We start from the raw sequence: 25825 nt of genomic DNA, 5'->3' as shown, positions 1-25825 counted from the left end.
GATCCTCCTTGGCAGAGCCTCCCGCCAAGGAGGTGAAAGGTCAAGACGACACGCGATTGGGCGGCGTGTTGCCGTCACGAAAGGCGATGAGATTGTCGACCGCCATGTGGCCCATGTCGTCACGCACCTCAAGAGCGGCGGTGCCCAGATGCGGAAGCAACGTGACGTTATCCAGCGCGCGCAGGGCTTCCGGCACATAAGGCTCGCGCTCATAGACGTCGAGGCCCGCGCCCGCGATCGCATTGCCCTGCATCGCCGCCACCAGCGCCGCCTCGTCGACGATATCGCCGCGCGCGATGTTGATCAGATGCGCATGCGGCTGCATCTTCGCGATCTCCGCCGCGCCGATCAGATGATGCGTGGCGGGGCTGGCGGGTACCGCGATCACGACGAAATCGGAACTGGCGAGCAGCTCGTCCTGGCTAAGATGCGTGGCCGGGAAGCCCGGATCGACGGGGGTGCGCTTGGTGTAAGCCACCTCCATACCGAAGCCGAAATGGCAGCGTTTCGCAATCGCCGTGCCGATGCGGCCCAGACCGATGATGCCGACTTTCTTGCCCGAGACATGCTGGCCAAGGAATTGCGTCGGCGTCCAGCCGGTCCACTCGCCGCGCCGCACGAAGCGCTCGCCCGCCGAGGCACGTCGTGCGCTCATCAGGATCAGCATCATGGCGATGTCGGCGGTGGCATCGGTCACGGCGCCCGGCGTGTTGGTCACCGTGATGCCTTTCGCCTCGGCGGCGCCCACGTCGATATGGTTATAACCCACCCCGAAGTTGGCAACGATCTTCGCGCGCGGGCTGCCCTCGAAGGCCGCCGCCGTCACTTTGTCGCCAAGCGTGACCAGAAGCGCGTCATACTCGGCCAGCGCCGCGCGCGTCTCATCTTCGGTCATCGGCGCGGCCCCGTTGCGGAAGGTCACGTCGAATTCTTTCGCCACGCGGGCCTCGACCTCGTCGGTCAGCTTGCGGGTCACGAGGAGCTTCATCAGAACATCCTCCCGCCGATCGGCACGTCCTTGTCGGGCGTCAGCAGCACGACCTCGCCAGCCGCGTCCGGCACGCCCAGCACGAGCGCCTCGGACATGAATGGCCCGATCTGGCGCGGCGGGAAGTTGACCACGCCGAAGACCAGCTTGCCGACCAGCTCCTCGGGAGCGTAATGCACCGTGATCTGGGCGGAACTTTTCTTCACGCCGATCTCCGGGCCGTAATCGACCCAGAGCTTGATCGCGGGCTTGCGCGCCTCGGGGAAGGGCTCGGCCTGCGTGATCCGCCCACAGCGAATGTCGACCTTCATGAAGTCGTCGAAGGAGATGGTCATTTCCCAAGCTCCCGGTTGCGCGCGATATTCGCGGCGACCGCTTTGCGCATCAGGGGTGGCATGCCGGTCTCGGGGTCCATCAGAACCTCCAGCGCCGCCGCCGTCGTCCCGCCGGGAGAGGTCACGTTCTCGCGCAGCTTTGAGGGCGTCTCGTCGCTATCCTCGGCCAGTTGCCCCGCGCCACCCACGGTCGCCTTGGCGAGCCGCAGCGCCAGATCGGGGTCGAGCCCCTCGGCCTCGCCCGCGGCCGCCATCACCTCGATCAGGTGGAAGACGTAAGCCGGGCCCGAGCCGGAGACGCCGATCACGGCGTTCATCTGTTCCTCATCGTCGAGCCGCACGACCTGCCCCACGCCGGTCATCAGCGCATCCGCGGTGTCCAGATCGTCGCCGGTCGCGTTCGGATTGCCGACGATCGCGGTCACGCCACGGCCGATCGCCGCAGGCGTGTTGGGCATCGCGCGCACCAGTCGCGCCTGCTTGCCCAGCATCTTCTCGTAGCCCTCGATGGTGATCCCGGCGGCTACGGTCACAAACAGCGTATCGCCCTCGGCCATGGCCGAGAGTTGCGGCAGCGCATCGGCCATCATCTGCGGCTTCACCGCGACCAGAACGACAGCCGGATTCTCGGGCAGATCGGCGTTGAGATTCACGCCGGACTCTTTCAGCCAATCGGATGGATTCGGATCGACCACCCAGACCGAGGCTGCGGGCAGGCCGCCCTTCAACAGCCCCTGAAGGATCGCGCCGCCCATGCGTCCGCAGCCCAGAATGACGAGGCCGCGGTCGGAAATCTTGTCAAAGCTCATACTTCCCCCTTTTGGTTCGGGGGGAGATTAGGCGCGCCCGTAGGCCTCCGCAATGGCCACCTGCATCGCGTCTTCGGGATCGCGCTCGCCCCAGGTCGCCAGCTGGAAGGCCGGGTAGAACCGCTCGGAGGACACGACAGCCGCGCCGATCAGCCGGTCGATCTGCTCCGGCCCGGGCAGCTGCCCGCCCGAGAGCACCAGCCCATGCCGCCAGACCATCAGCCGCTGATCGGGCCAGAAGGTGAAGGCGCCGGTCCAGACCCGGTCGTTGATGCGGTTGAGAAGCTCGTAAAGCGCGCCCTCGCGGGCCGGCGGCGGGTCCATCTCGAAGGTGCAGATCAGCCGCAGGGTTTCGTCCATCGGCGACCAGGCGAGGGTGATCGAGTAGGTCCGCCACTGACCCTCGACTGCCATTGCGATCTGGTCATCGGTGACCCGGTCGAATTCCCATTCATGGGCTTCGGCCAGCGTCTCGACGATGTCGATCGGGTGGAGTTCTTCGGCGTACAGATAGTCTTCGCTCAGTGCCATGCTCGTATCCCCCTGCCTTTTTAGATGCCCGGGGTGCAGCTCCCCTAGGGCTTGTCGGCTTTACAAGGAACGGCGGTAGCAGCCGCCTGTCCCTACAAGATATCGTGTAGGCAGGTTGCTATTGTGTAAAGCAATTTCTGGTGGATAAGCCGGGTGGCCCCCACGAAATCTGGGGATAGTTCATCCACAACGCGGGGCGAAATCGACGGCGATTTTTTGTAACATTCTGAAAGAAATGAACAAAAGTTAGTCGAGCCGTTGAGGTGCTGGAAAAGAGTATCGCCCCAAGCGGGCGGATGTCGGCAGAACAGAGCGCTGTCAATTCACCGGAAAGTCTAATCGCCGCGCAATCTTGAAACGCAGGCGCTTACGCAGCGCGTCTAGATCATGGGGTGTATCCAGTTTGTGAATCATTCGATGACAGGTCGGGCACAACACAAGGAAATCGTCAGGGATAGTGTAGCGACGCGTCTCTCCTTCTGCGAGCCCGTGAAGCGGTGCGGCATGGTGTACATCGAGCGGCGTCGCGTGAGCAGGGCCGACAAAACCATAGTCCCGTTTCGGTTCAATGCCGCAGCACTCACAGATTGGTGGTTTCGCCTTTAGGACTTCTTTTCGAACCTTTGGAGAACGTTCAATTCGTTTGGACAAGATATAACGACGAGTTTCTTCGATATCTTTACCGCTCACCTCTTCTTGCATCACCTCGCTCGGAGTTGTTCCTCCACGATTGACTAGGGTTTCGTACGCGAGGAGCATTTGGTGCAAGTCGCTTGAAAGCTGGCTCTCGTCGAGGTCATCCGCAGCATAGACTTTTCCAAAAGAATGCCCGGATTCATATCCAGAAGGGAGCCCCGCATCTGAACCCAAGTCAATAGGGGCTTCTGAAAAGTGTCTCGCAAACTCAGGGACCCGGTCGGCCATGTCTCGCGCTCTTCGTTTTAAAACTTCCTTGCCGCGCGCTCGACCAAATTCGTCGAAAATCGAAGTGGTTCCTTGGTTCAGCGAAAGCGCAACAGTTTGTCTATCCGGGTTGATCAGATAGACAACATAGAAGCCCTGCGTTGCGGTCTCAGTGATCAGCGGGTCAAAGAAAGCAATCCATGGAATTGCTGCCCAATTCCCCTGGCCCACACTGCTTCGAACTTTCAAATCGAAGGGCCAGAAGGTGAGAAGCTTTTTAGCCTCCACCGAAATGTCATGCCGAACAAAGTCTGCGAAAGCTGAACCCGTAAATGGCTTCGCTCTTTCAAACGAATACTCTGTCGCAAGTCGAAAAATTTTTTCAGAGAGCATAATGCGCCTTTTAGCTATGCTCTAAGCTTAACCCTGCCCTCTCCTTATTCAAGAGGCGCGATTGCGAGGGTTTCGGTGCCTGATAAGAATAATGGCTGCTTGCTTAGTAGAAGCGTAACTACGAGGCGCGCTTATGAGATTGTTTGGAAACGCAAAAAGCGCCCGAAGATCGGGCGCTTTTTGAAGCGGTTTGGTGGAGCCTAGGGGGATCGAACCCCTGACCTCGTCATTGCGAACGACGCGCTCTCCCAGCTGAGCTAAGGCCCCGAACCGTGGCGTGGTATTTCGCGCAAGGCGCGGGCGTTGTCAAGCGGCCCGCCCGCGCCGCGCGCGAAAAATTCTGCCGATCCGCGTTATGCGGGCACCGAGATTTTCGACTTCACGAAATTGACCAGATCGCCTGCCGGGCGGGCCCCTGCGGCGCGGGCGACCTCGCGGCCCTTGGCGAACAGGATGAAGGCGGGAATGCCCTGAATCCGGTAGCGCTGGGTCGCGGTGGGGTTCACCTGCGTGTTGATCTTCGCCAGCCGCACATGTGGGGTCAGCTTCTCGGCGGCCATGTTGAACTGCGGCGCCATCGCCTTGCACGGGCCGCACCACGGCGCCCAGAAATCGACCAGCAGCGGCAGATCGTCCTTCTCGGCCTTGGCGAGCGTCTTGAAGTCGACTTCGGTCACCTTGTGCGAGACGAGCCAGCCGCCGCAGGTGCCGCATTTCGGGTTCGCGCCCAGCTTCTCGGCGGGGACGCGGTTTGCCTGCCCGCAATCGAGGCAGGTTACACGGTAGCTTTGAGAGGATTGGGTCATGTCACCCCTCCTTTACATTGGGTTGCAAGATATATCGGGAACCCACTTCGGCTTTGCAAGGAGACGACATGACGCGCTGGAAAGAGCTGAGCCCCGAACGCCAGATGGACCTTCGCGCCGCCTATGACATCGAGATGGCGCGGCAAACCAATACCTGTTCGCTCGACGAGAAGATCGCGCGCTTCGCAGAATGGCTCGCCCCGCAGGGCATCGCCTTCGGGATGGACGATCTCGCGAAAGGCTGACCCGCTCAGCGGCTCTTCAGGTAGAAGAGCGTCCCCCCGACGATCACCGCAGCGAGCACCGCCAGCGCGATCTTCCATGCCGACCACGGACGATCCCCGCGCACGCGGCCCGTTTGGGCGTTCACGACGAAGCGGTAGGAGCGGCCACGGAACTTGTAGGCGGCGGTCCAGATCGGCAGCAGGATATGCTTGAAGGTCTCGGCCGAGAACTGCGGGTCCATCGCGCCGATCCGCTGCTCGTCGCCGCCGATATCGCGGCGAATGTCGGTCTGGATGACGCGGATCATCTCGGCCTGCGCGGCGTGATGGCCTTCCTGCAGTTGCACGGTGTAGCCCTCGGCGGTGAAGCCCGCGAGGTAATCGCGCCGATAGGGCTCCAGCGCCGTCAGGTCCCACGGGCGCAGCGCCTGCACGTAATCGGGCGGGAGTGAGCGCGCGGCGTAGATCACCACATCGTCGAAATCGCGCGCCACCTGACCCGAGACCGGCGTCCAGCGGATGCGCCGGACCTGTTCGGTGCGCGGGCCTTTGTCGGTCTGTACCGTCCGCGTGACGTAATAGGCGTCGCCGCGCTGGCCGGAATAGCGTGTGCGGGTCGCGGCGTCGAAGGTCCAGAAGGGCGCGTAGATGCCGGTCATCCGCCGGCCCTTGCGGGCATATTGCGACAGCCCGTTGGGCGCGAACCACAGCGAGCCGAGCCATTTCGAGAGCGCCGCGCGCGCCTGATCCTCAGTCAGCTGGAAGGGCAGCACCCCTTGCGGCTTGATCAGCCGCGTCGTGCCGGTATCGACCACCACGGGCGTCGCGCAGAATGGGCATTCGGTCGCGTGCTCGCCGTTTTGCAACTCGATCGAGGCGCCGCAATTGGGGCAGGAGACGGTGCGGTGCTCCTCCATCTCCTGCGCGGGCAATTCACGGGTCAGCGCATCGTCGAGCGGCAATTCCCGCAAGCGCGCCTCTCCGCGCCCGGTGGCGGAGGGAATGTCCTGCACATGGCCGCAATGGTCGCAGACGAGCCGCGTCTGGCCCGGCGCAAACCGAAGATCGGCGCCGCAGCTTTCGCAGTGATAGTGGCTCTCGCCGCGTGGGTCGGCAGGGGCGGCAGCAGCGCTCCGCCCCACTTTCGGGAAACCCAGCATTGGATCAGCTCGCAGGTGGCGCGGCAGGCGGGGGCGGCGGCGGCGCGATGGTGAAGAGCTGCGCCAGTTCGGTCACGTCCTCGGCGCGCATCCAGCCGTTCTGACCCGGCGTCCAGACGAGGCTGTCGCGGGTGAGCGAGCCTTCCGAGACCATACGCCCCAGATGCCCGCGCCCGAAGGGCCCCTGCGTCTGGCCGTTGACCGCGAGATGCCAGACCTTCTCCACCGGCGGCGGGGGAGGGGGCGGCGGTGCGGCGGCAGCGGGTTGCTGACCCATCTGCCCCCAAGGCCCCATCTGCTGGCCCATCGCCATGCCCATGCCGGCACCCATGCCCGCGCCCATCGCGGCGCCCATCCCGGCGGAGGCGCCCGAGCCCGGCTGGCCCATCGACTCGGCGGCATTGTATTGCATGTATTTGTTCAGATCGCCCACGATCCCCATCGAGGTGCGCTTGTCGAGAACCGCCTCCACCGCCTCGGGCAGCGAGACGTTCTCGATGTAGAACTCGGGCAGCTCCAGCCCGTAATTCGCGATGGTGGGCGCGATCGCCTTGGTGATCAGCTTGCCCATGTCGGCGGTGTTCGCGGCCATGTCCAGGATCGGGATGCCCGAGCTGGCAATGGCGCGCGAGAACTCCTGCACGATCACGTTGCGCAGCTGGTAGCTGATCTCGTCCGAGGTGAACTCGCCATCGGTGCCGACGATCTCGGTCAGGAACTTGCCCGGATCGGTGACGCGCATCGAATAGGTGCCGAAGGCGCGGATGCGCACCGGGCCGAATTCCGGGTCGCGCGCCATGACCGGGTTCTTCGTGCCCCATTTGAGGTCGTTGAACCGGGTGGTGTTGACGAAATAGATCTCGGACTGGAAGGGCGATTTGAACCCGTGATCCCAGTGCTGAAGCGTCGTCAGGATCGGAAGGTTGTTGGTCTCGAGCATATAGAGCCCGGGCCCGAAGATATCGGCCAGCTGCCCCTCATGGACGAAGATCGCGGCCTGCCCCTCGCGCACGGTCAGCTTCGCGCCGTATTTGATCGCGTGACCCTCGCGCTCGAACCGCCAGACCATCGTGTCGCGGGTGTCGTCGGTCCAGCCGATGACGTCGATGAATTCGCCGGAGAGGAAATCGAGAATGCCCATGGATGCGGTTCCTTCTTGGTTCTCAGCTTGCGCCGCCCAGCAATTCGGAGGCGATGGTGGTGACGATCGGGCGGGCCTCGCGTTCGGTCATGCCGGGCGTCAGGCGCGGGTCGTAAAGCATCTGCAGCAGCAACTCGTCATGCTTGGTCAGCAGCGAGAATTCCTCGTCATCGTTGAAGATCGAGGGCCGCGCGCGCGGATAGTCATTGGCGAGACCCAGCCCCTGGGCCAGTTCCTCATGGATGCAGCTGGTGCGCAGTTCCGGCGGGTGCTCGCCCCGGATCACCGCGACGGCGTCGGTATAGATCGGACTGTCTCCCTGCGAGAAGGCGAAGACCACGCAATAGGTCGAGAGCGGCAGATTGGTGATCGCCTCGACCGAGCTGTCATCGATCCCCGGCACCAATTGGCGCAGGCGCGGGCCGATCGCCCGGCGCTCGTCCTCATTGAGGAACAGGACATGGAAATTGCCGCCGCGGTTCACCACGCTGACCGGATGGCGCGAGGCGCGCGCAAGCTTGCCCGCATAGGCGCGCACTTCGGCGATATCCGAGGCGCGGTCGGCCTTGGGGATCGAGGCGCCGAAGTCGATATCCATCCGCACCGGCTTGTCCCAGCGCCGCAGGCGCGAGGGGGTCTGACGCGCGACGAACCCGCCGCCCTGCGCCGCGTATTCGTCGTAGAGCGCGATATGGATGAAGTCCTGCACCAGTTGCCGCTGGTTGAACGGCGCATCGCGCGGCGCGACGTCGGTGCGCAGCTGCCCGCGGCTTTCCATCTCGGCGGCGGTCTTGGCGAAATAGGCCGACATCTCCCGAGAGAGCGCGCTTTGCTTGGTGGCGTTCGAGCGATCGAGATCTGCAGGTGCGCTGGGCGGGCGCGCGGTCTTGTCCGGTGCGAGCGGCGAGCCGCCCAAGCCCGGCGCGCAGGCCGAAAGGGCCAGCGCCGCCAGCCCTGCAAGAACCGGAAAGGCCGCACGCATCCGTGTCATCCCGCAGCTCCGCCAGCCTGTGCGGAGGATTTCGCTGCCGACAGGGTGTCGCGCAGCTTGTCTTCCATCTCCACCAGATCATGCTCTGCCGCGGCGCGCTTGCGCTTGCCCTCATCCGCGATGCGCAGGGAGTCCTCGATCGTGGCGACCAGATCGGCATTTGCCGCCTTCACCGCCTCGATGTCGAACACGCCGCGCTCCATCTCGGTGCGGATCTCGGCATTGGCTTCGCGCAGGTTCTTGGCATTCGATTTCAGAAGCTCGTTGGTCAGATCATTGGCCTCGCGCACAGCGCCTGCCGCCTCGCGCGAGCGCTGGATCGTGACCGCCTGCGCCAGCTGGGTCTCCCACAGCGGCACGGTGTTCACGAGCGTCGAGTTGATCTTGGTCACAAGGCTTTTGTCGTTCTCCTGCACCAGCCGGATCGACGGCAGCGACTGCATCGTCACCTGACGGGTCAGTTTCAGATCATGGACCCGGCGCTCCAGATCGTCGCGGGCTGCGCGCAGATCGCGGATTTCCTGCGCCTTGAGCACTTTCTGATCCTCGGATGCGGCTTCCATCGCCGCCTCTTTCGCGGGGATTTCCTCCCGGTCGAGCTGCGCCAGCTTTTCCTCGCCCGCCGCAATGTAGAGAGCGAGCTCGTCATAGAAATGCAGCGTCTTGTCGTAGAGCATGTCGAGCGATTTGATGTCCTTGAGCAGCTTGTGCTCATGGCTCAGCAACTCGTCGGTGACGCGGTCGATCTGGCCCTGCACCTCTTCGAACCGGGCGATGAAGTTGCCAAACGGCGCGGCCCGGCCCAGCAGCTTTTCCCACCAGCTCCGCTTGCGGCGCACGTCGAGTTCCGAGACCGAGAAGCCGCGGATTGTGGTGACGATCTGGCGCAGGCTGTCTCCGGCGGGACCGACATCCTTGTTCTTGACGCCCGAAAGCATCTCCTGGCTGATCGATTGCAGATCGACCTGCGCGCGCGAGCCGAATTGCACGATCGAATTCGAGTCGCCCATGTCCAGCTCGGCCATGCGCTTGCGGATTTCCTCGGCGGTCTCGGGCGGGGCCTGATCGAGCGGCGTCACCGCCTCTGCCGGGCCCGGCTCGGGCAGCAGCGAACCGCTGACACCTTCCACTTCGGTCATCAGCTCGGTTGCCTTTTGGCGGGTCGTCTCGGTCATCTCAGGGCCTCCTTGCGCCTGTCGGGGCAGTTCCCGGTGTCACTCTTCAACTCACGCTTCGTCAATTCTCGCGGGTCGTCGGCACGACCCCTTCGCGCGCCAGCCGGTCGCGCAGCACGTCGATCTCGATCTCCAGCCCCTCGCGGCCATCTTCCAGCATCTTGCGGGTGCGGGCAGTGAAATTCGCCTCCAGATCATCGAGCAGCGCCGCGTAATCGTCGCGTGCGCTCTGATCGCGCGTGTTGCGCCACAGATCGGCGAACTTGATCGTCGCGTCGCGCGCGCCCTCCAGATAAACGGTCATGTAGCGCCGCGCCTGCGCCAGATCGCCGGGGTCTTCCTCGACCGCACGGAACAGATCGCGCGCGGTGGTGGCGAATTGCTCGACGCGGGTGATCAGAACGCGCTCGCCCGAGGGGGTGATCGCCTTGCGCATCTCCGCCAGATAAGCCTCGCCTTCCTTGACTACGCGGGCCACGCGCTCTTGCTGAAACTCGTCGACGCCCTCCATCCCCTTGTCTTTCAGCGGGTCGAGACCGAAGGCCACGAGCGAGACCACCGTGCCGATCGCCCCGATCCCGGCCGCGCCGATCACGCCCAGTTCGGGGGCCTGCGCACCCAGTGCGAGACCCAGACCATAGGCGACGGAGCCAAGAATTTTCCGCGGAAAGGCCGGGCGCTTGGCCGAACTGCGCGCCACATAGGCGAATTCGGCCCGCAGCCCCTCGCGGATCGTCCAGGCGGCGCCTGCGATCAGCGCGAAGGCGCCAAGCGCGCGGGCCAGTGCGAAGGGGCCTTCGCCGAAGGCGCCCAGCAGGAAGGGCAGGGCGGCGGCCACGATCCAGAACGGACGGCCTTCTTCGGGGTGGCGGGCATCGGGACGACGATGGGGCGGCACGCTGCGGGGATCGTGCAGGTCGGGCCCGCTGGCCGGGCCTTGGGGCGAGTATTTTCCGCCATAGCGTTGAGCCATCACACGCTCCCGGTGAGCGCGACCGACAGCGTCAGCGCGATCATCAGCCAGAAAGCGATTCTCTTTTGCGCCTCGCGCGACATCGCCAGCCCCTGCCATCGGACGCGAATTTCGACGTCCTCAGGGGAATTTATAAGCAGGCTGGCGGGTCTATGCCAGAGAGACGGTGTGAAATTCGCGTAAACTCGCCGAGGAAAAAGAAGAGGGGAAAACCATGGCGGTTTTCCCCTCTCTCAAAGCGCGTTTTCGCCGGTCAGTCTCGATTGCCACCGCGCGGCTTGCCACCGAAGGGCTTGCCACCGGGTTTCCCGCCCGGTTTGCCCGAATGCGACTTGAAGCCGCCCGAGCGTGCGGGCCGGTCGCCGCGCGCGTCGCCGTGAGACTTGAACCCGCCCGAGCGCGGCTTGCCGCCCGGTTTTCCGCCATGCGATTTGAAACCGCCCGAGCGGGGCTTGTCGCCGCCACGGTCGTCACGGCCACCTTCGTCGCGATCCCGGTTGAAGCGGGCCTTGTCGCCGAACTTCCCACTGGGCTTGCCGCCGAATTTCCCGCCCGAGGAGCGGTCGTCGCGGTCGCGGTCGCGGTTGAAGCCGGGCTTGTCGCCGCGCGGCCCACGATCGGGGCGGTCGCCGCGATCTTTCGAGAAGCGAGGCTTGTCGCCCCGGTCGCCGCGCTCGCCTTCATCACGATGCGACTTGAACCCACCGGTGCGCGGCTTGCGCGGCCCGTCGCGGAACGGACGATCCTCGCGGCCGCCCTCTTCGCGATCCTTGCGGAAACGCGGTTTGTCGTCACGACCACCCTCGTCGCGGTCGCGGTTGAAGCGCGGCTTGTCGCCACGCGGCCCGCGATCCGGACGGTCGCCCCGGTCCTTCGAGAAGCGCGGCCCCCGATCGCCACGATCGCCGCGGTCGCCCTCGTCACGATGCGATTTGAAGCCGCCCGTACGCGGCTTGCGCGGACGATCTTCACGACCACCTTCGTCACGATCCTTGCGGAAGCGCGGCTTGTCATCACGCCCGCCGTCGTCGCGATCCCGCTTGAAGCGCGGCTTGTCGCCCCGATCCTTGCGGTCGCCGCGCTCGGGACGATCTCCACGCTCTTTGCGCTCGGGCTTGGCCTCGCCGCTTACCGGCTTGTCGTCGAGCAAACCGCCAAGCTGATCGCGCAGCATCCTGCGCTTCACTTCCATGACGTCGCCAGCCTTCATGTCCATCAGGCGGAACGGGCCGTAGCTGATCCGGATCAGGCGGTTCACCTGGAAGCCGATCTCGGTCATCGCGCGGCGGATCTCGCGGTTGCGGCCTTCGCGGATACCCACGGTCAGCCACGCATTCGCGCCCTGCTGACGGTCGAGCGAGACCTCCATCGGCAGGAATTCTTCGCCCTCGATGGTGATGCCCTGACGCAGCGGCTCGAAAGACTGCTCGGTCGGGCGGCCATTCACGCGGACGCGGTATTTGCGCAGCCAGCCGGTCTCGGGCAGTTCCAGACGGCGCTTGAGGCCCCCGTCATTGGTCAAGAGCAGCAGCCCTTCGGAGTTGAGGTCGAGACGGCCGACGTTCAGCACGCGCGGCATGCCCTCGGGCATCTCGTCGAAGATCGTGCGGCGGCCCTGTTCGTCTTTCTCGGTCGTGACCAGACCCAGCGGCTTGTAATAGAGCCAGAGCCGCGTTTCCTGCGGTGCGTCGATCGGCTTGCCGTCGATGGTGATCTTGTCGGACGCAGCCACGTCGAGCGCGGGCGAGTCGATCTGCTTGCCGTTCACTGCAACCTTGCCGGCGAGGATCATCTTCTCGGCGTCGCGGCGCGAAGCCACGCCGGAGCGCGCGATCACCTTGGCGATGCGTTCTTTCGCGCCGGATTTCTCGGCGGATTTCGAAACGGAATTTTCAGGGGAGTTGTCGGGAGTGTCGGTCATGTCCGGTTCCTTCTAGGGGAGGGGGCGCGCGAGTCACTCGGGCGCGAAAGATCGCGACCTACACCTTTCTGCTGCGCGTGGGAAGCGTCTTGATAAGCGCGGATTTGCAAGCGATGAAGAGCCATGGAATTCCGGTCTTTCATGCAACAGGCGCTGGCAGAGGCGCGCGAGGCGGCCAAGCGCGGCGAGGTGCCCGTGGGTGCAGTCGTCGTCGCCCCTGACGGTAGGGTGGTGGCCGCCGCTGGCAACCGCACCCGCGAGCTGGGCGATCCGACCGCCCATGCGGAGATCCTCGCGATGCGCGAGGCCTGTGCGCAGATCGGCTCGGAGCGGCTGCCGGGCTATGACCTCTATGTCACGCTCGAGCCCTGTCCGATGTGCGCCTCGGCGATCTCTCAGGCCCGGATCGCGCGGCTTTATTACGGCGCAGCCGATCCGAAATCGGGCGGCGTCGCGCAGGGGCCGCGCGTCTTCTCGCATCCGCAAAGCCACCACGTGCCGGAAATCTATGACGGTATCGGGGCGGCGGAGGCGGAGGAGCTTTTGAAGGATTTCTTCGCCGCGCGCCGCTGAGCGACGCCCGTCTGGACGGATTGCCTTTCCTGTGGCATATCAATCGCATCGCAGGCCCCAAGGGCCGCGACCCCCGACATTGGTATCAGTCAGAAGGAGCGGGCATGCGTCCGGCACTGCGTCTGCGCGAAGGTGGCCTTGCGGCCTATCAGCAAGAGATGAAATGGGTCGCACTGGCCCTCGGCATCGCCTCGACCATCGCCATCGTGCAGAACTGGTACCCGCTCAATCTCTTTCTCAGCCTGCCGTTCTGCATGATCTGGGCCTATCACGCCTGGCTCCATACCGAACGCCAGCTGAAATATCTCAACATCATGTTCACCGGCTTCTACCTTTACGGGATCGCGCGCTATTTCCTTGTGTCGCAGGGTCAGGGCTGAGGCGCGGGTCTTGTAACCCCGTCGGCCAGCGGGGATAGTCGCGCGAGACATTCAGGGATGATTTCATGAGCGACCAGAACGACAAGATACTCGAACAGGCCCGCCAGTTCATCGAGGCGATCCCGCATTCCCGCGCGCTGGGGATGCAGATGGACGAGATCCGCCCCGGCTGCGCGACCCTGTCGATGCCCTATGACACGCGCTTCGTGGGCGATCCGCGCACCGGCGTGATCCATGGCGGCGCGGTCTCGGCGCTGATGGATACCTGCGCGGGCGCCGCCGTGATGAGCCATCCGCAGGCCGGGGCCTCCACCGCGACGCTTGATCTGCGCATCGATTACATGCGGCCCGCGACGCCCGGTCAGCGGATCACCGCGCGGGCCGAATGCTACCACGTCACCCGCTCGGTGGCCTTCGTACGCGCCACCACCCATGACGAGGATGCCGAGCGGCCCGTGGCGACCGCCACCGGCGCCTTCACCGTCTCGCGCCCCGAAAAACCCAAATCGGAGGGGCAAGCATGAGCCGTCCCAAGCCCGAACCCGTCCAGCAGGTCAAGCAGCGCCGCGACGGCGCGCTCAAGATGCTCGTCGAGGGCATTCCCTATGCGCAGTTCCTCGGCATCGGCTTCGACCGGCGCGGCGACGAACTGACCGGCGTTCTGTCCTATGACGACAAGCTGATCGGCAACCCGATGCTGCCCGCGATCCATGGCGGGGTGACGGCGGCCTTTCTCGAGGTCACCGCGATCATCGAACTCAGCTGGTCCTACCTGTGGGACGATATCGAGGCGGGGCGGATCGATTTCGACGCGCTCACGCCGGAGAGCCTGCCGCGGCTGCCCAAGACGATCGATTTCACCGTGGACTACCTGCGCTCCGGCCTGCCGCGCGACGCCTATGCGCGGGCGCGTGTCAACCGCTCGGGGCGGCGCTATGCCAGCGTCCATGTCGAGGCATGGCAGGACAACCGGACCCGGATTTTCGCCCAAGCGACGGGCCATTTCCTGATGCCCGCGCGGGACGATACCTCCGCCAATGGCTGAGATTACCCATGCGCGGGTCCTGAAGATCGCGCTGCCCATCGTCCTCTCGAACGCCACGATCCCGATCCTCGGCGCGGTCGACACAGCCGTCGTGGGCCAGATCGGCCTGCCTGCGCCGATCGGGGCGGTGGGAATCGGCGCGGTGATCCTGTCCTCGCTCTACTGGATCTTCGGCTTCCTTCGGATGGGCACGACCGGGCTGGTGAGCCAGGCGCATGGCACGGGCGATACCGGCGAGGTCTCCGCCGGGCTGATGCGGGCGCTGATCATTGCGGGCATCGCCGGGCTGAGCCTGATCGTGCTGCAGCTCCCGCTGTTCTGGGCCGCGTTTCAGCTTGCCCCCGCGAGCGACGAGGTCGAACGTCTCGCCCGCGATTACCTGCAAATCCGCATCTGGGGCGCGCCGCTCACCATCTCGCTCTACGCCTTCACCGGCTGGTTGATCGCGCTGGAGCGCACGCGCGGTGTCCTCTTGCTACAGGTGACGATGAACGCGCTGAACGTGGGGCTCGATCTTCTCTTCGTGCTGGGCCTTGGCTGGGGCGTGCAAGGCGTCGCCGGCGCCACGCTGATCTCCGAGATCAGCGGTGTGGTGCTGGCGCTGTGGCTCTGTCGCGCGGCCTTTGTAAACGGCTTGTGGCGCGCGCGCGCAATCTTCGACCGGGTGAAACTGGCGACGATGGCGCGGGTGAATACCGACATCATGCTGCGCTCGATCCTGCTTCAGGCGAGCTTCACCTCCTTCCTCTTCCTCGGCGCGGGGCAGGGCGATGTGACCCTCGCGGCCAATCAGGTGCTGCTGCAATTCCTGCAGATCACGGCCTTCGCGCTGGACGGGTTCGCCTTCTCCGCCGAGAGCCTCGTGGGACAGGCCGTAGGCGCGCATTCGGCGGCGCGGCTGCGCCGGGCGAGCATCGTGTCCTCGCAATGGGGGATCGGCGGCGCGCTTGCGCTGGGCGCGGTCTTTCTGCTCGCTGGGCCTGCGATCATCGACCTGATGACCACCGCCCCGAATGTCCGCATCGAGGCGCGCGACTATCTGATCTGGATCGCCGCCGCGCCGCTGATCGGCGGGCCGGCCTGGATGCTCGACGGCATCTTCATCGGCGCGACCCTGACGCGCGAGATGCGCAACGCTATGGTGATCTCGGTCGCGATCTACACGGCCGCGCTTTTCGTGCTTATCCCGCTTTTCGGCAATCACGGGCTCTGGGCGGGGCTGATGATCCTCAACGCCACGCGCGGCCTGACGATGGCGCGGCTCTATCCCCGTGCCGAGGCGAAAGCGGCAGCCGGGTAGGGGCGCGGCCCCTCTGCCTGCACCCGGCCTTTCCCTTCCCCTTGACGGAAATATCCCGGGGGAGCGCGTCAGCGCGGGGGCAGCGCCCCCTTAGACGGTATCCAGATAAAGCTCGGTCTGTTCCTGATCCGACAGCTCCGCCATGTAATGCAACTCCTGCCGCTTGGTCATGGCGAAATTGGTGATCAGGTCGCGGTCGAAGATGCGCGGCATGATCTCGCAATTCTGGAAGGCGTTGATCGCCGCTTCCCAGTCGGTCGGCATCTGCGGCAGGTCGAGCGCATAGGCGTTGCCCTTGATCGGCTCGGGCGCTTCCATCTTGTCCTCGATCCCGATCAGGGCCGCGCCCAAGATTGCCGCGATCATCAAGTAGGGGTTCACGTCGCCGCCCGCCACGCGATGCTCGATCCGGCGCGCCTGCGGCCCCGAGGCCGGGATGCGCAGCGCCGCGGTGCGGTTCTCATAGGCCCAGGCGATGCCGGTCGGCGCATGGGCGTCGGGCACGAGCCGATCATAGCTGTTCTCATGCGGCGCGAAGATCAGGCCCGAGCCCTCCATCGCGGCCAGACACCCGGCAACCGCGTGGCGCATCTGGTCCGAGCCCTGCGGCGTGCCGTCGTTGAAGATGTTGTTGCCCTCGGCGTCGAGCACCGAGAAATGCATATGCATCCCGTTGCCGGGCCATTCGTCGTAAGGCTTGGCCATGAACGACGCGGCGAAGCCGTGCGCGCGCGCGAGCCCTTTCACCAGCATCTTGAACAGCCAGCTGTCATCGGCGGCTTTCAGCGGGTCGGGCTGGTGCGAAAGGTTGATCTCGAACTGCCCCGGACCCGCTTCGGAGATCGCGGTATCGGCGGGAATATCCATCGCCTCGCAGGCGTCGTAGAGCTGGCTGAAGAAGATGTCGAACGCGTCGAGCGCGCGCAAGCTCAGCACCTCACCGCCGGTGCGGCGTTTGCCCGAGCGGGGCGAGGGCGGCACGCGCAGGGTCTTGCCGCTGTCGTCGATCAGGAAGAATTCCAGCTCGGTTGCGACCACCGGGGTCAGCCCCAGCGCCTTGTAGCGTTCCACCACGCGCGCCAGCGCCTGCCGGGGATCGCCCGCATAGGGCTTGCCGTCCATGTGGAACATCCAGATCGGCAGCAGCGCGGTCGGCGCCGAGAGCCACGGCATCGGCAGGAAGCCCCGCTCGGTCGGCATCAGAAGCCCGTCGGCATCGCCGGACTCGAAGACAAGCGGGCTGTCTTCGACATCCTCGCCCCAGATGTCGAGATTCATGACCGAATAGGGGAAACGCGTCCCTTCGGTGAAGACCTTATCGGCGAAGCGGGCTGGCAGGCGCTTGCCGCGCGCCACCCCGTTGAGATCGGCCGCCGCCACGCGGATCGTGCGAACGTCGGGATGGTCGTGCAGCCAGTTCATGTGTCACCTGATAATCTGCGGCCTGAACCGGAAGCGCTCGCGGCTTTCCTGCGGCAGATGGCGGTTCAGGCGGCGGTTGATCACCCCGAAGACCGCGATGACGCAGAGCGTGAGCAGAATGAAGTAGAACGCCGCGATCGGGTAGGGGATGAAGGGATTGAAGGTCTTGTCCGCGAAATATTTCGCGTAGTAGAGCGCGTCGCCCTCCTGCCGGAACGCCGGGAAGCCCGAGAAGAACACGAGCGTGGTGGCGTGGAACAGGAAGATCGCCTCGTTGGTGTAGGACGGCCAGCCGAGCCGGAGCATCGTTGGCCATGTCACGCGGCGGAACTTGGTCCAGCCGGTCATGCCGTAGGCGTCCGCGGCTTCCATGTCGCCTTTCGGCACGGAGCGCAGCGCGCCGTAGAAGATCTCGGCGGCATAGGCGGAGGTGTTGAAGAACAGCACAATCAGTGCGCCTGCCCAGGCCCGCGTGATCCAGTCCGTCGCGACCGTGATCCCGAGGATCGGGAAGCCCGCACGGGGCAGCATCGCGAAGGCCTCGTAGGCGAGGAAGAACTGGATGAAGAGCGGCGAGCCGCGGAACAGGAAGATGAACCATTCCGCCGGTTTGCGGAAGATCGCGCGATCGGAGTTCTTCGCCACCGCGAGCGTCGTGGCGAGGAAGAACCCTGCCAGAAGCGCGAGAATGCCGAAATAGAGGTTCCAGATCATCCCCGAGCCGATCAGGGTGAATTGCTGGCACATCGTGAAATCGGAGCGCGGCAGCAGCCGCTCGCCGATCCCGATCGACCGCAGCCCGTAATCCGCGATGGTCTGAATGCAGCTCATGCGTCCGCCTTTCTCAGCGCTTCCCCGGCCGCCGTGGCCTGCCCGAAGGCGAGGCGGCGGTTGATGCGGGCCAGCACGATCTCGGATAGCTTGGTCATCACCAGATAGAAGACCAGCAGCACGAGGAAGTAATACAGACGCCAGTCGGGATGCGGATAGGCGTAGATGCTCGACTTGGTCGCGCCCAGTTCGCGCGCCCAATAGACGATATCCTCGATGCCCAGAAGGAACAGCAGCGGCGTTGCCTTGATGAGGATCATCCAGAGGTTCGACAGACCGGGGATCGCATAGGCCCACATCTGCGGGATCAGCACCCGGCGGTTCACCTGCGCGCGGGTCATGCCGTAGGCCTCGGCGGTCTCCAGCTGCGCGCGCGGCACCGCCTGCATCGCGCCGAACAGCACGTTGGCGGCGAAGGCGCCGTAGACGATGGAGAAGGCCACCACGGCCAGCGCGAAGCCATAGGCCTCGTGATAGAATTGCGGGGCCGTGCCGAGCGGGATTTTCGCGGAGGCACAGACGTGGAATTCGTTACCCGTCCAGGCTGGGCCGGGATCGGGGCAGACTGCGCGTGACTTCAGGTACTCAAGCCCCTGGTCCATCGCGATCGGCACGAAAAGGAAGAAGATGATGTCGGGCACACCGCGCACCATCGCGATGTAGCCCCGTCCGAGAAAGCGCAGCGGGGCGGCGCTCGACCGGGCGGCCAGCGCCCCGCCGAAGCCGAAGATCAGCGCCACCGGCGCGGTCACGGCCAGCAGGATCAGCACGATGCCGAACGAGCCATAGAACATGATCTGCTTACCTGTGGTCAGGTAGCAGAGCAGCCAGCCAAGCCCGTGAAGGGCAGAGGGATCGGAACAGCTTTCGAACATCGGACTTTCGGTCGGGACCGGAGCGGCTCATGCCGCCCCGGCCTCGTTTTCTGGATCAGTTCTTGAAGGTCAGGGCGTCGTCGCCGAAATACTTCTTGAGCAGTTCGTTGAGCGTGCCATCGGCTTTCAGCTTGGAAATGCCGTCGTTGAACTTGTCCTTCAGCTCGGTGTCGGACTTGCGCAGGCCGATGCCGATGCCTTTGCCGAGCTGCACGTCGTCGCCCACGAATTCCATGTTGTCCTGGCCCGCGAAGGGCTTGAGCGCGTCCTTGTCGGCGAAGACCGCGTCGGCCTCACCGTTCTTCACGGCGGCGATCGTGTCGTCGAGGGTCGCGTATTCGGCCAGCGTCGCGCCGGTTTCAGCGACATGCGCCGCCTGAATGGTGCCGGTCTGTGCCGCGATCACGCCGCCCTTGAGATCCGCGCCCGGGTCCATCGCCATGTAGGACGAGGCCGCCGGCGGGTAATAGGCCTGGGTGAAGTCGATGGTCTTCTCACGCTCAGCGGTGATCGACATGCCAGCCATGATCGTGTCGTAGTTGCCCGAGAGCAGGTTCGGGATGATCGAATCCCAGTCATTGGTGACCCAGGTGCAGTCGAGGCTCTCCATCTCGCACAGCTTGTCGCCGAGTTCGCGCTCGAAGCCCGCGACTTCACCGTTATCGTCGATGAAGTTGTAGGGAGGGTAGGCGCCCTCGGTGCCCATGCGGACGGTCTGTGCCGCAGCGACGCCAGCCGAAAGGCCGAGGATGGCAGCGGTCAGGATCAGTTTTTTCATTTTGGTTCCCCGTTGTTAATTCTTGGGTTGGTTCACGCCGGCGCGGTGGCCGACAGGAATTGTTGCAGGCGCGTCGATTTCGGCGCGCCGAACAGAGCCTCTGGCGGGCCCTCTTCCTCGATCTTGCCCTGATGCAGGAAGACGACGTGGTCGGAGACGTCACGCGCCAGTCGCATGTCATGGGTGACGAGGATCATGGTGCGGTGTTCGGCGGCGAGGTCCTTGATGACCTTCACCACCTCTTGCTGCAATTCCGGGTCGAGCGCCGAGGTGGGCTCGTCGAAGAGAAGCGCCTTGGGCTCCATGCACAGCGCCCGCGCGATCGCCGCGCGCTGCTGCTGGCCGCCCGAGAGCTGCGCGGGCCAGGCGTCGCATTTGTCGCCGATGCCGACCTTGTCGAGCAACTGGCGCGCCAGCGGTTCGACCTCTGCCTTGTCGCGGCCCAGCACCGTCACCGGCGCTTCCATCACGTTCTGCAGGATCGTCATGTGCGCCCAGAGATTGAACTGCTGGAACACCATCGACAGGTTGGTGCGGAACCGGGTGACCTGCGCGCGGTCGGCAGGGCGACGATTGAGCCCCTCGCCACGCCAATGCACAGACTCGCCTTCGAAGATCACATCGCCCTTCTGGCTGTCTTCAAGCAGGTTGCAGCACCGCAAGAGGGTCGATTTGCCCGAGCCGGAGGAGCCGATCAACGACACCACATGGCCGCGCGGCGCGGTGATCGAGACGCCCTTGAGCACCTCGAGCGAGCCGTAGCTCTTGTAAAGGTCACGGATTTCGATGACGGGCGCGTCTTTGGGCGCAGGCTCGTTTCGGGTCACGCAGGCAGCTTCTCTTTGTCCATCCGCGCAATCTGGCGCGATTTGACCGGTGAATGCAACTGCGTCTGCCCGGTTGACGATGGGGAAGGGGCCGAAATCACGAGCATCTGAGGAAAAAACAGGCGCGGAGCGGTCACGCCCCGCGCTGCCTTGCCCGTCGAATTCAGGTGCGGCGCGCTTCGACGCGTTGCCGCGCCACCGCCGAATCGACATCGTTGACGCCCAGAAGCTTCGCCGCGAGGCGTATCAACGCATCCTCATGGGCATCGCGCACGCCATCGGCCAGCGCCACGTCCCACAGCGCCTCGATCACGCCGGTGCGGTCCTCATAGGCGACCTTGTCCTTCAGCGCGCGTGTGAAGCGGACCGTGTCGGGCGCGCCCGCCTCGACCTCTTCGGCGCGCTTGCGCATCTCGGTCGCTTCGAAGCCCGAGAGCCCGTTGCGCTGAGCGAGAACCCGGTCGATCCGGGTTTTCTCCTCTTCGGTATAGTTTTCATCCGACCGCGCGAGCCGCACCAGAAGTGCGCCAAGCGCCAATTCGCGATCGGCCCCCTCCATCGGATCGGGGGCGGGATCGTTGAGCATATCGAAGAGGCGTCCAAACATAGGCATAGAGATAAGCGATGCGCGGCGCAGGGCAAGTCACGGATGCGAAAGCCCTGCGCGCCTGTCTCGCTTTTAGCCGACTTTCACGACCATCTTGCCGAAATTGCGGCCCTCCAGCAGGTCGTAGAGCCCCTGCGGCGCGGCTTCGAGGCCTTCCACCACCTGCTCCTTGTACTGAACCTTGCCCTCTTTCAGCCAGCCGGTCATCGCTTCGGAGAATTCCTGATAGAGCTCGATCGGGAAGCTGTCGAAGATGATGAAGCCCTGCACCTTCACCTTCATGCGCAGGATCGTCGAGAGGATCTGCGGGCCGTGATCGGGCCCCTCGGGCAGGCCTTGCAGGTTATACCACGCGACCATGCCGCAGACCGGCATCCGCGCGAAGGGGTTGAGCAGTGGCAGTACGCCGTAGAGCACCTTGCCGCCGACATTCTCGAAATAGACGTCGATCCCGTCGGGGCAGGCTGCGGCCAGTTGCTCGTCGAAATCCTCGGCGCGGTGGTCGATGCAGGCGTCAAACCCCAGCGTGTCGGTGACATGGGCGCATTTCTCGGCCCCGCCCGCGACGCCGACGACGCGGCAGCCCTTGATCTTGGCGATCTGGCCGACCGTCGCGCCGACCGGCCCGGAGGCGGCCGCAACCACCACCGTCTCGCCCGGTTTCGGCTCGCCGATCTTCAGCAGGCCCGCATAGGCCGTGTAGCCCGGCATCCCCAGAATACCCAAGGCCCAACTCGGGTTCTCCGGCTCCGGCCCGAGATTGAGCACTTGCGTGCCATCCGAGACGAAGAAGTCCTGCCAGCCCGAGGGCGAGAGCACATAATCGCCCTTCGAGAAGCCCGCGACATCGCTCTCCATGACCTCGGCCACGACCTGACCGGTCATCACGCCGCCGATCTCGACCGGGGTTGCGTAGGATTTCGCATCCGACATCCGCCCGCGCATATAGGGGTCGAGCGACAACCAGACGGTGCGCAGCAGCATCTCGCCTTTGCCGGGTTGCGGCACGGCCTCTGTCTCGAGCTTCAGCGTATTTTCGTCCGGCGCGCCTTTCGGGCGTTCGGCGAGGATGATCTTGCGGTTGGTGTCGGTCGTCTGTGCCATGAAAGCCTCCTGTTTGAGAGGCCAGCTAGCACGCGGTTCGCGCGGGGAAAGGGGGCCAGCCCCCTCGGGCGCAGCCCTCACCCCCGGGATATTTCGGCATGAGCGAAGACAGGCACGGACCGCGCCTTCGCTCTTGAGAAATATCCCGGGGTGAATGCCGCAAGGCAGAGGGGCAGCGCCCCTTAACTGCGGGCCGCTTTCTCGGCGATGCCGGAGGTTCCTTCGCGGCGCTCCAGTTCGGCGAGCACATCGTCCAGCTTCACGTCGCGCGCCGCCAGCATCACCAAGAGGTGATAGAGCACATCCGCCGCCTCATAAGTCAGATTTTCGCGGTCGTTCTTGGCCGCGGCGATGATCGCTTCCACCGCTTCCTCGCCGAATTTCTCGGCGCATTTCTCCGGGCCCTTGGCCAGCAGCTTCGCGGTCCACGACGTGTCGGGATCGGCGCCTTTACGGCTCTCGATGGTCGCGGCGAGTTGGTCCAGAATGCTCATTGCAGCCTCATCGGAATGCCCGCGGCGGCCATGTATTCCTTGGCCTCGCGGATCGTGTATTCGCCGAAGTGGAAGATCGAGGCGGCGAGAACGGCCGAAGCCCCGCCCTTGGTCACGCCTTCCACCAGATGATCGAGATTGCCGACGCCGCCGGAGGCAATCACCGGCACGTCGACCGCGTCCGAGATCGCCTTCGTCAGCTCCAGATTGAAGCCCGCGCGGGTGCCGTCGCGATCCATTGAGGTCAGCAGGATTTCCCCCGCGCCCTTCGCAGTCACGGTGCGCGCGAATTCCACCGCGTCGATCCCGGTGGGCTTGCGCCCGCCATGGGTGAAGATCTCCCAGCGGCCCGGCTCCACGGTCTTGGCGTCGATCGCGCAGACGATGCACTGGCTGCCGAAACGGTCGGCGGCCTCGGTAATGACGTTCGGATCGGCCACGGCGGCGGAGTTGAACGAGACCTTGTCGGCCCCGGCCAGCAGCAGCGCGCGCACGTCCTCATGCGTGCGCACACCGCCGCCCACGGTGAGCGGCATGAAACACTGCTCGGCGGTGCGGGTCACCAGATCGAACATCGTGCCACGGTTCTCATGCGTCGCGTGGATGTCGAGGAAACACAGCTCGTCGGCGCCCGCCGCGTCATAGGCCTTGGCGGCTTCGACCGGGTCGCCCGCGTCGATCAGGTTCACGAAATTGACGCCTTTCACGACGCGGCCGTCGGCGACGTCGAGACAGGGAATGATGCGGGTCTTCAGCATGGGCGGCGCTCCTTTGGCGCTTTCATAACGCGCAGGTGCCGCGAGGCAAAGGGGCAGAGTGCTCAGACCGGCTCGACCGGGCAATGCGGCAGGAGGCGGCGCACCATCGCGGCCGAGCAGAGATCGGTCGCAGGCGTGGTCACGGCCGCCGCCGCGCCCGCGGCGCCTTGCTGCAACGCCTCGCGGAAGGACTTGCCGCGGGAAAGCGCCAGCGTGAAGGCCCCCACGAAGCTGTCGCCCGCGCCCACTTTCGACACCACGTCGACCTTCGGCGCCACAGCGAACCAACGCGCATCCTTGGTGGCCAGCACATTGCCGTCCGCGCCGCGTGCCACGATCACCGCATGGGCCAGCCCGCGCCGCACGAGGTCTTGGGCGAAATCGGCGCTATCCCGGCGTTCGGGAAGTTTGCGACCCGCCAGCCCCTCGGCCTCCAGCTCGTCCATCCGCAGCACATCGGCGGGTTTCGCCTCGCTTTCCATCAGTTGGTGCAGCGCTTCGCCGGAGGTGTCGAGGAAAAGCCGCGCCTTGGTCCGCGCCATCTTCGTCGCCAGACGCGCCGGGAAATCCTCGGGCACGCCGGGCGGTTGCGAGCCCGACAGCACCACGATCCCACCTTCGGGCGCGGCCCGCGCGATCCGGCTGAGCGCTTTCGCGACATCGCGTGCGCCCCAGTCCGGCCCCGGCATCACGAAGCGATATTGTGCGCCCGTGCTTTGATCCGTGGCGGTCAGGCTCATCCGCGTCTCGCCCGGCGCGGGGAAGGGGAAGACGGCGATCCCGGCCTCGGCCAGAAGCCGCATCACCCGGTCGCCAGTGGTCCCGCCAAGGGCCACGAAAGCCGTGGAATTGCCCCCCAGAGCGGCGATCGCGCGGCTGACATTAAGGCCGCCGCCGCCCGGATCCGTGAGCGGCCGCGTGCAGCGCAGCTTGCGCTCGGGAGCGACCTCGGGGGTCTCGATCGACAGATCGACCGTCGGGTTGAGCGTGATCGTGAGGATCGAGGTCATCGCGTCTCCTTTTGGCCCAGAGCCCGACTTTGCGGCGCGAAGCTCGCGCCTGTCAACGCAGTGTTAAGGGATGGTGCGCTATGACCTCTCCCGTGCTGTTTCAAAGGAGTGTGAGGATGGTCCCGGGTGCCGATGATCCGCGATGGAAGCGGGTTTTAACGAGTCAGAGCGATTTGAGTGCGGCGTCGCTGGCAACGAAGATCTTGATTGCGCGCTTGCGTCGCGAGGTGGCCGCGCGCCCGGCCTCGCTTGGCGAGAAGATCGCGGAGCTGCGTGAGTTCGTGACGAAAAATGCTTTTGCCGCCGGCGATGTCGCGGCGTTCTAGGCTCGAGAGGGGATCCGGGATGAAAAATGAAATGCTAAGCGTGGCCGAGGCCGCCGCGCGGATCGAGGCGGGTGACGTCATGGTCGTGGCGGGGGACGAGGCGCTTCTGGCGCAGCTCCCGCGCGGGACATGGATCGGCGGCACCACCGTCTATTTCGTCACCGAAGAGGGCGGGGCGGTGGTGCGCGACAAGCTGTTCTGCACCCGGTTCGAGCGGGCGACGGGCGCGGTGCCACGTTGGCTCGAGGTGGGCGATCTGCCGAAGATTTCCGAAGGCTATGCCGAGAATGGCTTCACTATGATCATGATCCCCGCCTTCTCGGTGGCGCATTCCGACTTCGCGGTGGAGGGGCAGGGCTATCCCGGTCTCTTCGATCAGCCGCTGGCGGGCTGGATCACCGGCGTACATCTCGACGAGCTGGGCAAACGCGCGCCGAAGGTGTTCGACGGCGCGACGGGCTTGGCGCATGACGAAGGGGCGGTGCTGCTGCATGTCGCGCTGCCCGATGGTGTCGCGGCCGATCTCGACATCCTCAATATCTTCGCCCAAGGCGAGGCCGAGGCGCTGACCTTCACCTTCCCGAAGGCGGGGTTCGAAGCCGAGGTGGCGACGGTCGAGGGGCAGGAGGTCAATCTCGCCCGCTACATTACCGAGCACGAGATCGACACGCGCCTGCCGCTGGTCGCAAATTACGCAGGCACGCTCGTTAATGTCTCGATCCAGGAGGTCGATGCCGAGGCCGGCAAGGTGAAATTCTACGCCCCTGTCGTCGAAGGGGTCGAGTACCGTCTGGCGCAGGCGCTGGGCTCTTACGCGCAGGCCTTCGCCGACGGCGCGGGGGGCAAAGGTGCCAACGAATATTCGTGCAACTGTATTCTGAACTATCTCTACGGCGAGCTGGAAGGGCAGCGGACCGGCGGCTTCACCGGCCCCGTCACTTTCGGCGAGATCGCCTATATCCTGCTCAACCAGACCCTTGTGCGCATGGAGTTGCATGAGGGCGATGCCGCCGCCTGACGGGTGGGGCGCAGCCAGTCGCGGCCCTGACAGGCGCGCCCCTCTCAGAGCGAGCTGATATAAGAAAAGCGCGCGCCGATCGGGCGCGCGCCTGAAATATCTCGGCGCAGGCTTGGCCCGCACGCAT

At 64.9% G+C, this 25825-nt stretch carries 30 protein-coding genes and 1 tRNA gene; 8 read left to right on the top strand and 23 right to left on the bottom strand.

Features of this window, described 5'->3' with window-relative positions:
• Positions 1-40: 40 nt before the first annotated feature.
• The 7 genes from BMI91_RS03510 to BMI91_RS03480 all read right to left on the bottom strand — a co-directional run bounded on the left by BMI91_RS03510 (position 41) and on the right by BMI91_RS03480 (position 4765).
• Positions 41-988 carry a 2-hydroxyacid dehydrogenase gene (locus BMI91_RS03510; RefSeq protein WP_078603964.1) on the bottom strand — a complete coding sequence of 316 codons (948 nt, stop codon included), beginning with the start codon at positions 986-988 and terminating at the stop codon, positions 41-43.
• Complete coding sequence (locus BMI91_RS03505; RefSeq protein WP_078546182.1) at positions 988-1323, bottom strand: tRNA-binding protein; 336 nt, start codon at positions 1321-1323, stop codon at positions 988-990. Before BMI91_RS03505 ends, BMI91_RS03510 begins: the two co-directional genes overlap by 1 nt.
• Positions 1320-2132, bottom strand: coding sequence for a pyrroline-5-carboxylate reductase (gene proC / locus BMI91_RS03500; RefSeq protein ID WP_078546184.1), 813 nt, complete (start codon positions 2130-2132; stop codon positions 1320-1322). The genes BMI91_RS03505 and proC overlap by 4 nt, the downstream gene beginning before the upstream one ends.
• A gap of 27 nt (positions 2133-2159) precedes the next feature.
• Positions 2160-2663, bottom strand: a complete 504-nt coding sequence (locus BMI91_RS03495) for a type III secretion system chaperone family protein (protein WP_078519694.1) — start codon at positions 2661-2663, stop codon at positions 2160-2162.
• Positions 2664-2981: 318 nt separating this feature from the next.
• Entirely contained in the window at positions 2982-3959 is a 978-nt protein-coding gene (locus BMI91_RS03490) for an MrcB family domain-containing protein (RefSeq protein ID WP_078603963.1), read from the bottom strand.
• Between the two features lie 191 nt (positions 3960-4150).
• Positions 4151-4226: transfer RNA gene (locus BMI91_RS03485), tRNA-Ala, on the bottom strand.
• Positions 4227-4312: 86 nt separating this feature from the next.
• Entirely contained in the window at positions 4313-4765 is a 453-nt protein-coding gene (locus tag BMI91_RS03480) for a thioredoxin domain-containing protein (RefSeq protein ID WP_078539752.1), read from the bottom strand.
• A gap of 68 nt (positions 4766-4833) precedes the next feature.
• Here BMI91_RS03480 and BMI91_RS19990 point away from each other — a divergent pair, with 68 nt between their 5' ends.
• On the top strand, positions 4834-5010 hold the full coding sequence (locus BMI91_RS19990; RefSeq protein ID WP_158522074.1) for a hypothetical protein: 177 nt from the start codon (positions 4834-4836) through the stop codon (positions 5008-5010).
• Positions 5011-5015: 5 nt separating this feature from the next.
• Here BMI91_RS19990 and BMI91_RS03475 read toward each other — a convergent pair whose 3' ends face one another.
• The 6 genes from BMI91_RS03475 to BMI91_RS03450 all read right to left on the bottom strand — a co-directional run bounded on the left by BMI91_RS03475 (position 5016) and on the right by BMI91_RS03450 (position 12350).
• Positions 5016-6149 carry a TFIIB-type zinc ribbon-containing protein gene (locus tag BMI91_RS03475; RefSeq protein ID WP_244176542.1) on the bottom strand — a complete coding sequence of 378 codons (1134 nt, stop codon included), beginning with the start codon at positions 6147-6149 and terminating at the stop codon, positions 5016-5018.
• A 4-nt stretch (positions 6150-6153) separates the two neighbouring features.
• On the bottom strand, positions 6154-7290 hold the full coding sequence (locus tag BMI91_RS03470; RefSeq protein WP_078603962.1) for an SPFH domain-containing protein: 1137 nt from the start codon (positions 7288-7290) through the stop codon (positions 6154-6156).
• Between the two features lie 22 nt (positions 7291-7312).
• A complete protein-coding gene (locus BMI91_RS03465; protein ID WP_093476864.1) occupies positions 7313-8272 on the bottom strand; it encodes a DUF2927 domain-containing protein in 960 nt (319 codons plus the stop codon).
• Positions 8273-8277: 5 nt separating this feature from the next.
• On the bottom strand, positions 8278-9456 hold the full coding sequence (locus tag BMI91_RS03460; RefSeq protein ID WP_078519690.1) for a toxic anion resistance protein: 1179 nt from the start codon (positions 9454-9456) through the stop codon (positions 8278-8280).
• A gap of 61 nt (positions 9457-9517) precedes the next feature.
• Entirely contained in the window at positions 9518-10429 is a 912-nt protein-coding gene (locus BMI91_RS03455) for a 5-bromo-4-chloroindolyl phosphate hydrolysis family protein (RefSeq protein ID WP_078603960.1), read from the bottom strand.
• 253 nt (positions 10430-10682) lie between these two features.
• Positions 10683-12350 (bottom strand): pseudouridine synthase, encoded by a 1668-nt coding sequence (locus BMI91_RS03450; protein ID WP_078603959.1) that lies wholly within the window; start codon positions 12348-12350, stop codon positions 10683-10685.
• A gap of 123 nt (positions 12351-12473) precedes the next feature.
• Here BMI91_RS03450 and BMI91_RS03445 point away from each other — a divergent pair, with 123 nt between their 5' ends.
• The 5 genes from BMI91_RS03445 to BMI91_RS03425 all read left to right on the top strand — a co-directional run bounded on the left by BMI91_RS03445 (position 12474) and on the right by BMI91_RS03425 (position 15648).
• Positions 12474-12923 (top strand): nucleoside deaminase, encoded by a 450-nt coding sequence (locus BMI91_RS03445; protein ID WP_078603958.1) that lies wholly within the window; start codon positions 12474-12476, stop codon positions 12921-12923.
• Positions 12924-13027: 104 nt separating this feature from the next.
• Positions 13028-13303 (top strand): peptidase, encoded by a 276-nt coding sequence (locus BMI91_RS03440; protein ID WP_078599481.1) that lies wholly within the window; start codon positions 13028-13030, stop codon positions 13301-13303.
• Between the two features lie 65 nt (positions 13304-13368).
• Entirely contained in the window at positions 13369-13827 is a 459-nt protein-coding gene (locus BMI91_RS03435) for a PaaI family thioesterase (RefSeq protein ID WP_078599480.1), read from the top strand.
• Positions 13824-14348 (top strand): PaaI family thioesterase, encoded by a 525-nt coding sequence (locus tag BMI91_RS03430; RefSeq protein ID WP_075776152.1) that lies wholly within the window; start codon positions 13824-13826, stop codon positions 14346-14348. The genes BMI91_RS03435 and BMI91_RS03430 overlap by 4 nt, the downstream gene beginning before the upstream one ends.
• Complete coding sequence (locus tag BMI91_RS03425; RefSeq protein ID WP_078603957.1) at positions 14341-15648, top strand: MATE family efflux transporter; 1308 nt, start codon at positions 14341-14343, stop codon at positions 15646-15648. Before BMI91_RS03430 ends, BMI91_RS03425 begins: the two co-directional genes overlap by 8 nt.
• Positions 15649-15738: 90 nt before the next feature.
• Here BMI91_RS03425 and BMI91_RS03420 read toward each other — a convergent pair whose 3' ends face one another.
• From BMI91_RS03420 to BMI91_RS03375, 10 genes are all read right to left on the bottom strand, one after another.
• Entirely contained in the window at positions 15739-17070 is a 1332-nt protein-coding gene (locus BMI91_RS03420; protein ID WP_078603956.1) for a glutamine synthetase family protein, read from the bottom strand.
• Positions 17071-17073: 3 nt separating this feature from the next.
• Positions 17074-17901, bottom strand: coding sequence for an ABC transporter permease (locus tag BMI91_RS03415; RefSeq protein ID WP_078603955.1), 828 nt, complete (start codon positions 17899-17901; stop codon positions 17074-17076).
• Complete coding sequence (locus BMI91_RS03410; RefSeq protein ID WP_078519681.1) at positions 17898-18776, bottom strand: ABC transporter permease; 879 nt, start codon at positions 18774-18776, stop codon at positions 17898-17900. Before BMI91_RS03410 ends, BMI91_RS03415 begins: the two co-directional genes overlap by 4 nt.
• A gap of 55 nt (positions 18777-18831) precedes the next feature.
• Positions 18832-19554 carry a transporter substrate-binding domain-containing protein gene (locus tag BMI91_RS03405; RefSeq protein WP_078569472.1) on the bottom strand — a complete coding sequence of 241 codons (723 nt, stop codon included), beginning with the start codon at positions 19552-19554 and terminating at the stop codon, positions 18832-18834.
• A gap of 32 nt (positions 19555-19586) precedes the next feature.
• On the bottom strand, positions 19587-20381 hold the full coding sequence (locus tag BMI91_RS03400; RefSeq protein ID WP_078519679.1) for an ABC transporter ATP-binding protein: 795 nt from the start codon (positions 20379-20381) through the stop codon (positions 19587-19589).
• A gap of 163 nt (positions 20382-20544) precedes the next feature.
• Positions 20545-20988, bottom strand: coding sequence for a tellurite resistance TerB family protein (locus BMI91_RS03395; protein WP_078599477.1), 444 nt, complete (start codon positions 20986-20988; stop codon positions 20545-20547).
• 72 nt (positions 20989-21060) lie between these two features.
• Positions 21061-22092, bottom strand: coding sequence for an NADP-dependent oxidoreductase (locus BMI91_RS03390; RefSeq protein ID WP_078603954.1), 1032 nt, complete (start codon positions 22090-22092; stop codon positions 21061-21063).
• Positions 22093-22274: 182 nt separating this feature from the next.
• On the bottom strand, positions 22275-22586 hold the full coding sequence (locus BMI91_RS03385; RefSeq protein WP_078546211.1) for a phosphoribosyl-ATP diphosphatase: 312 nt from the start codon (positions 22584-22586) through the stop codon (positions 22275-22277).
• Positions 22583-23344 (bottom strand): imidazole glycerol phosphate synthase subunit HisF, encoded by a 762-nt coding sequence (gene hisF, locus BMI91_RS03380; RefSeq protein ID WP_078603953.1) that lies wholly within the window; start codon positions 23342-23344, stop codon positions 22583-22585. The genes BMI91_RS03385 and hisF overlap by 4 nt, the downstream gene beginning before the upstream one ends.
• 62 nt (positions 23345-23406) lie before the next feature.
• Positions 23407-24354, bottom strand: coding sequence for a 1-phosphofructokinase family hexose kinase (locus BMI91_RS03375; protein ID WP_078603952.1), 948 nt, complete (start codon positions 24352-24354; stop codon positions 23407-23409).
• 116 nt (positions 24355-24470) lie between these two features.
• Between BMI91_RS03375 and BMI91_RS03370 the strand changes: the two genes are divergently transcribed.
• Positions 24471-24680: a hypothetical protein gene (locus tag BMI91_RS03370; RefSeq protein ID WP_078599473.1), complete on the top strand. Its 210-nt coding sequence runs from the start codon at positions 24471-24473 to the stop codon at positions 24678-24680.
• A 19-nt stretch (positions 24681-24699) separates the two neighbouring features.
• Entirely contained in the window at positions 24700-25698 is a 999-nt protein-coding gene (locus tag BMI91_RS03365; RefSeq protein ID WP_078603951.1) for a DUF6976 family protein, read from the top strand.
• Positions 25699-25825: the final 127 nt, after the last annotated feature.

Source organism: Thioclava sediminum (genome assembly GCF_002020355.1).
Lineage (GTDB): Bacteria > Pseudomonadota > Alphaproteobacteria > Rhodobacterales > Rhodobacteraceae > Thioclava > Thioclava sediminum.
Note: the sequence above shows the minus strand (reverse complement) of the source record. Positions and strands in the feature narration are given on the sequence as shown.

Bases quoted from the DNA above. Each gene is read 5' to 3' on its own strand.
- BMI91_RS03510 (WP_078603964.1), bottom strand. From the start codon at position 988: ATGAAGCTCCTCGTGACCCGCAAGCTGACCGACGAGGTCGAGGCCCGC.
- BMI91_RS03505 (WP_078546182.1), bottom strand. From the start codon at position 1,323: ATGACCATCTCCTTCGACGACTTCATGAAGGTCGACATTCGCTGTGGG.
- proC (WP_078546184.1), bottom strand. From the start codon at position 2,132: ATGAGCTTTGACAAGATTTCCGACCGCGGCCTCGTCATTCTGGGCTGC.
- BMI91_RS03495 (WP_078519694.1), bottom strand. From the start codon at position 2,663: ATGGCACTGAGCGAAGACTATCTGTACGCCGAAGAACTCCACCCGATC.
- BMI91_RS03490 (WP_078603963.1), bottom strand. From the start codon at position 3,959: ATGCTCTCTGAAAAAATTTTTCGACTTGCGACAGAGTATTCGTTTGAA.
- BMI91_RS03480 (WP_078539752.1), bottom strand. From the start codon at position 4,765: ATGACCCAATCCTCTCAAAGCTACCGTGTAACCTGCCTCGATTGCGGG.
- BMI91_RS19990 (WP_158522074.1), top strand. From the start codon at position 4,834: ATGACGCGCTGGAAAGAGCTGAGCCCCGAACGCCAGATGGACCTTCGC.
- BMI91_RS03475 (WP_244176542.1), bottom strand. From the start codon at position 6,149: ATGCTGGGTTTCCCGAAAGTGGGGCGGAGCGCTGCTGCCGCCCCTGCC.
- BMI91_RS03470 (WP_078603962.1), bottom strand. From the start codon at position 7,290: ATGGGCATTCTCGATTTCCTCTCCGGCGAATTCATCGACGTCATCGGC.
- BMI91_RS03465 (WP_093476864.1), bottom strand. From the start codon at position 8,272: ATGCGTGCGGCCTTTCCGGTTCTTGCAGGGCTGGCGGCGCTGGCCCTT.
- BMI91_RS03460 (WP_078519690.1), bottom strand. From the start codon at position 9,456: ATGACCGAGACGACCCGCCAAAAGGCAACCGAGCTGATGACCGAAGTG.
- BMI91_RS03455 (WP_078603960.1), bottom strand. From the start codon at position 10,429: ATGGCTCAACGCTATGGCGGAAAATACTCGCCCCAAGGCCCGGCCAGC.
- BMI91_RS03450 (WP_078603959.1), bottom strand. From the start codon at position 12,350: ATGACCGACACTCCCGACAACTCCCCTGAAAATTCCGTTTCGAAATCC.
- BMI91_RS03445 (WP_078603958.1), top strand. From the start codon at position 12,474: ATGGAATTCCGGTCTTTCATGCAACAGGCGCTGGCAGAGGCGCGCGAG.
- BMI91_RS03440 (WP_078599481.1), top strand. From the start codon at position 13,028: ATGCGTCCGGCACTGCGTCTGCGCGAAGGTGGCCTTGCGGCCTATCAG.
- BMI91_RS03435 (WP_078599480.1), top strand. From the start codon at position 13,369: ATGAGCGACCAGAACGACAAGATACTCGAACAGGCCCGCCAGTTCATC.
- BMI91_RS03430 (WP_075776152.1), top strand. From the start codon at position 13,824: ATGAGCCGTCCCAAGCCCGAACCCGTCCAGCAGGTCAAGCAGCGCCGC.
- BMI91_RS03425 (WP_078603957.1), top strand. From the start codon at position 14,341: ATGGCTGAGATTACCCATGCGCGGGTCCTGAAGATCGCGCTGCCCATC.
- BMI91_RS03420 (WP_078603956.1), bottom strand. From the start codon at position 17,070: ATGAACTGGCTGCACGACCATCCCGACGTTCGCACGATCCGCGTGGCG.
- BMI91_RS03415 (WP_078603955.1), bottom strand. From the start codon at position 17,901: ATGAGCTGCATTCAGACCATCGCGGATTACGGGCTGCGGTCGATCGGG.
- BMI91_RS03410 (WP_078519681.1), bottom strand. From the start codon at position 18,776: ATGTTCGAAAGCTGTTCCGATCCCTCTGCCCTTCACGGGCTTGGCTGG.
- BMI91_RS03405 (WP_078569472.1), bottom strand. From the start codon at position 19,554: ATGAAAAAACTGATCCTGACCGCTGCCATCCTCGGCCTTTCGGCTGGC.
- BMI91_RS03395 (WP_078599477.1), bottom strand. From the start codon at position 20,988: ATGTTTGGACGCCTCTTCGATATGCTCAACGATCCCGCCCCCGATCCG.
- BMI91_RS03390 (WP_078603954.1), bottom strand. From the start codon at position 22,092: ATGGCACAGACGACCGACACCAACCGCAAGATCATCCTCGCCGAACGC.
- BMI91_RS03385 (WP_078546211.1), bottom strand. From the start codon at position 22,586: ATGAGCATTCTGGACCAACTCGCCGCGACCATCGAGAGCCGTAAAGGC.
- hisF (WP_078603953.1), bottom strand. From the start codon at position 23,344: ATGCTGAAGACCCGCATCATTCCCTGTCTCGACGTCGCCGACGGCCGC.
- BMI91_RS03375 (WP_078603952.1), bottom strand. From the start codon at position 24,354: ATGACCTCGATCCTCACGATCACGCTCAACCCGACGGTCGATCTGTCG.
- BMI91_RS03370 (WP_078599473.1), top strand. From the start codon at position 24,471: ATGGTCCCGGGTGCCGATGATCCGCGATGGAAGCGGGTTTTAACGAGT.
- BMI91_RS03365 (WP_078603951.1), top strand. From the start codon at position 24,700: ATGAAAAATGAAATGCTAAGCGTGGCCGAGGCCGCCGCGCGGATCGAG.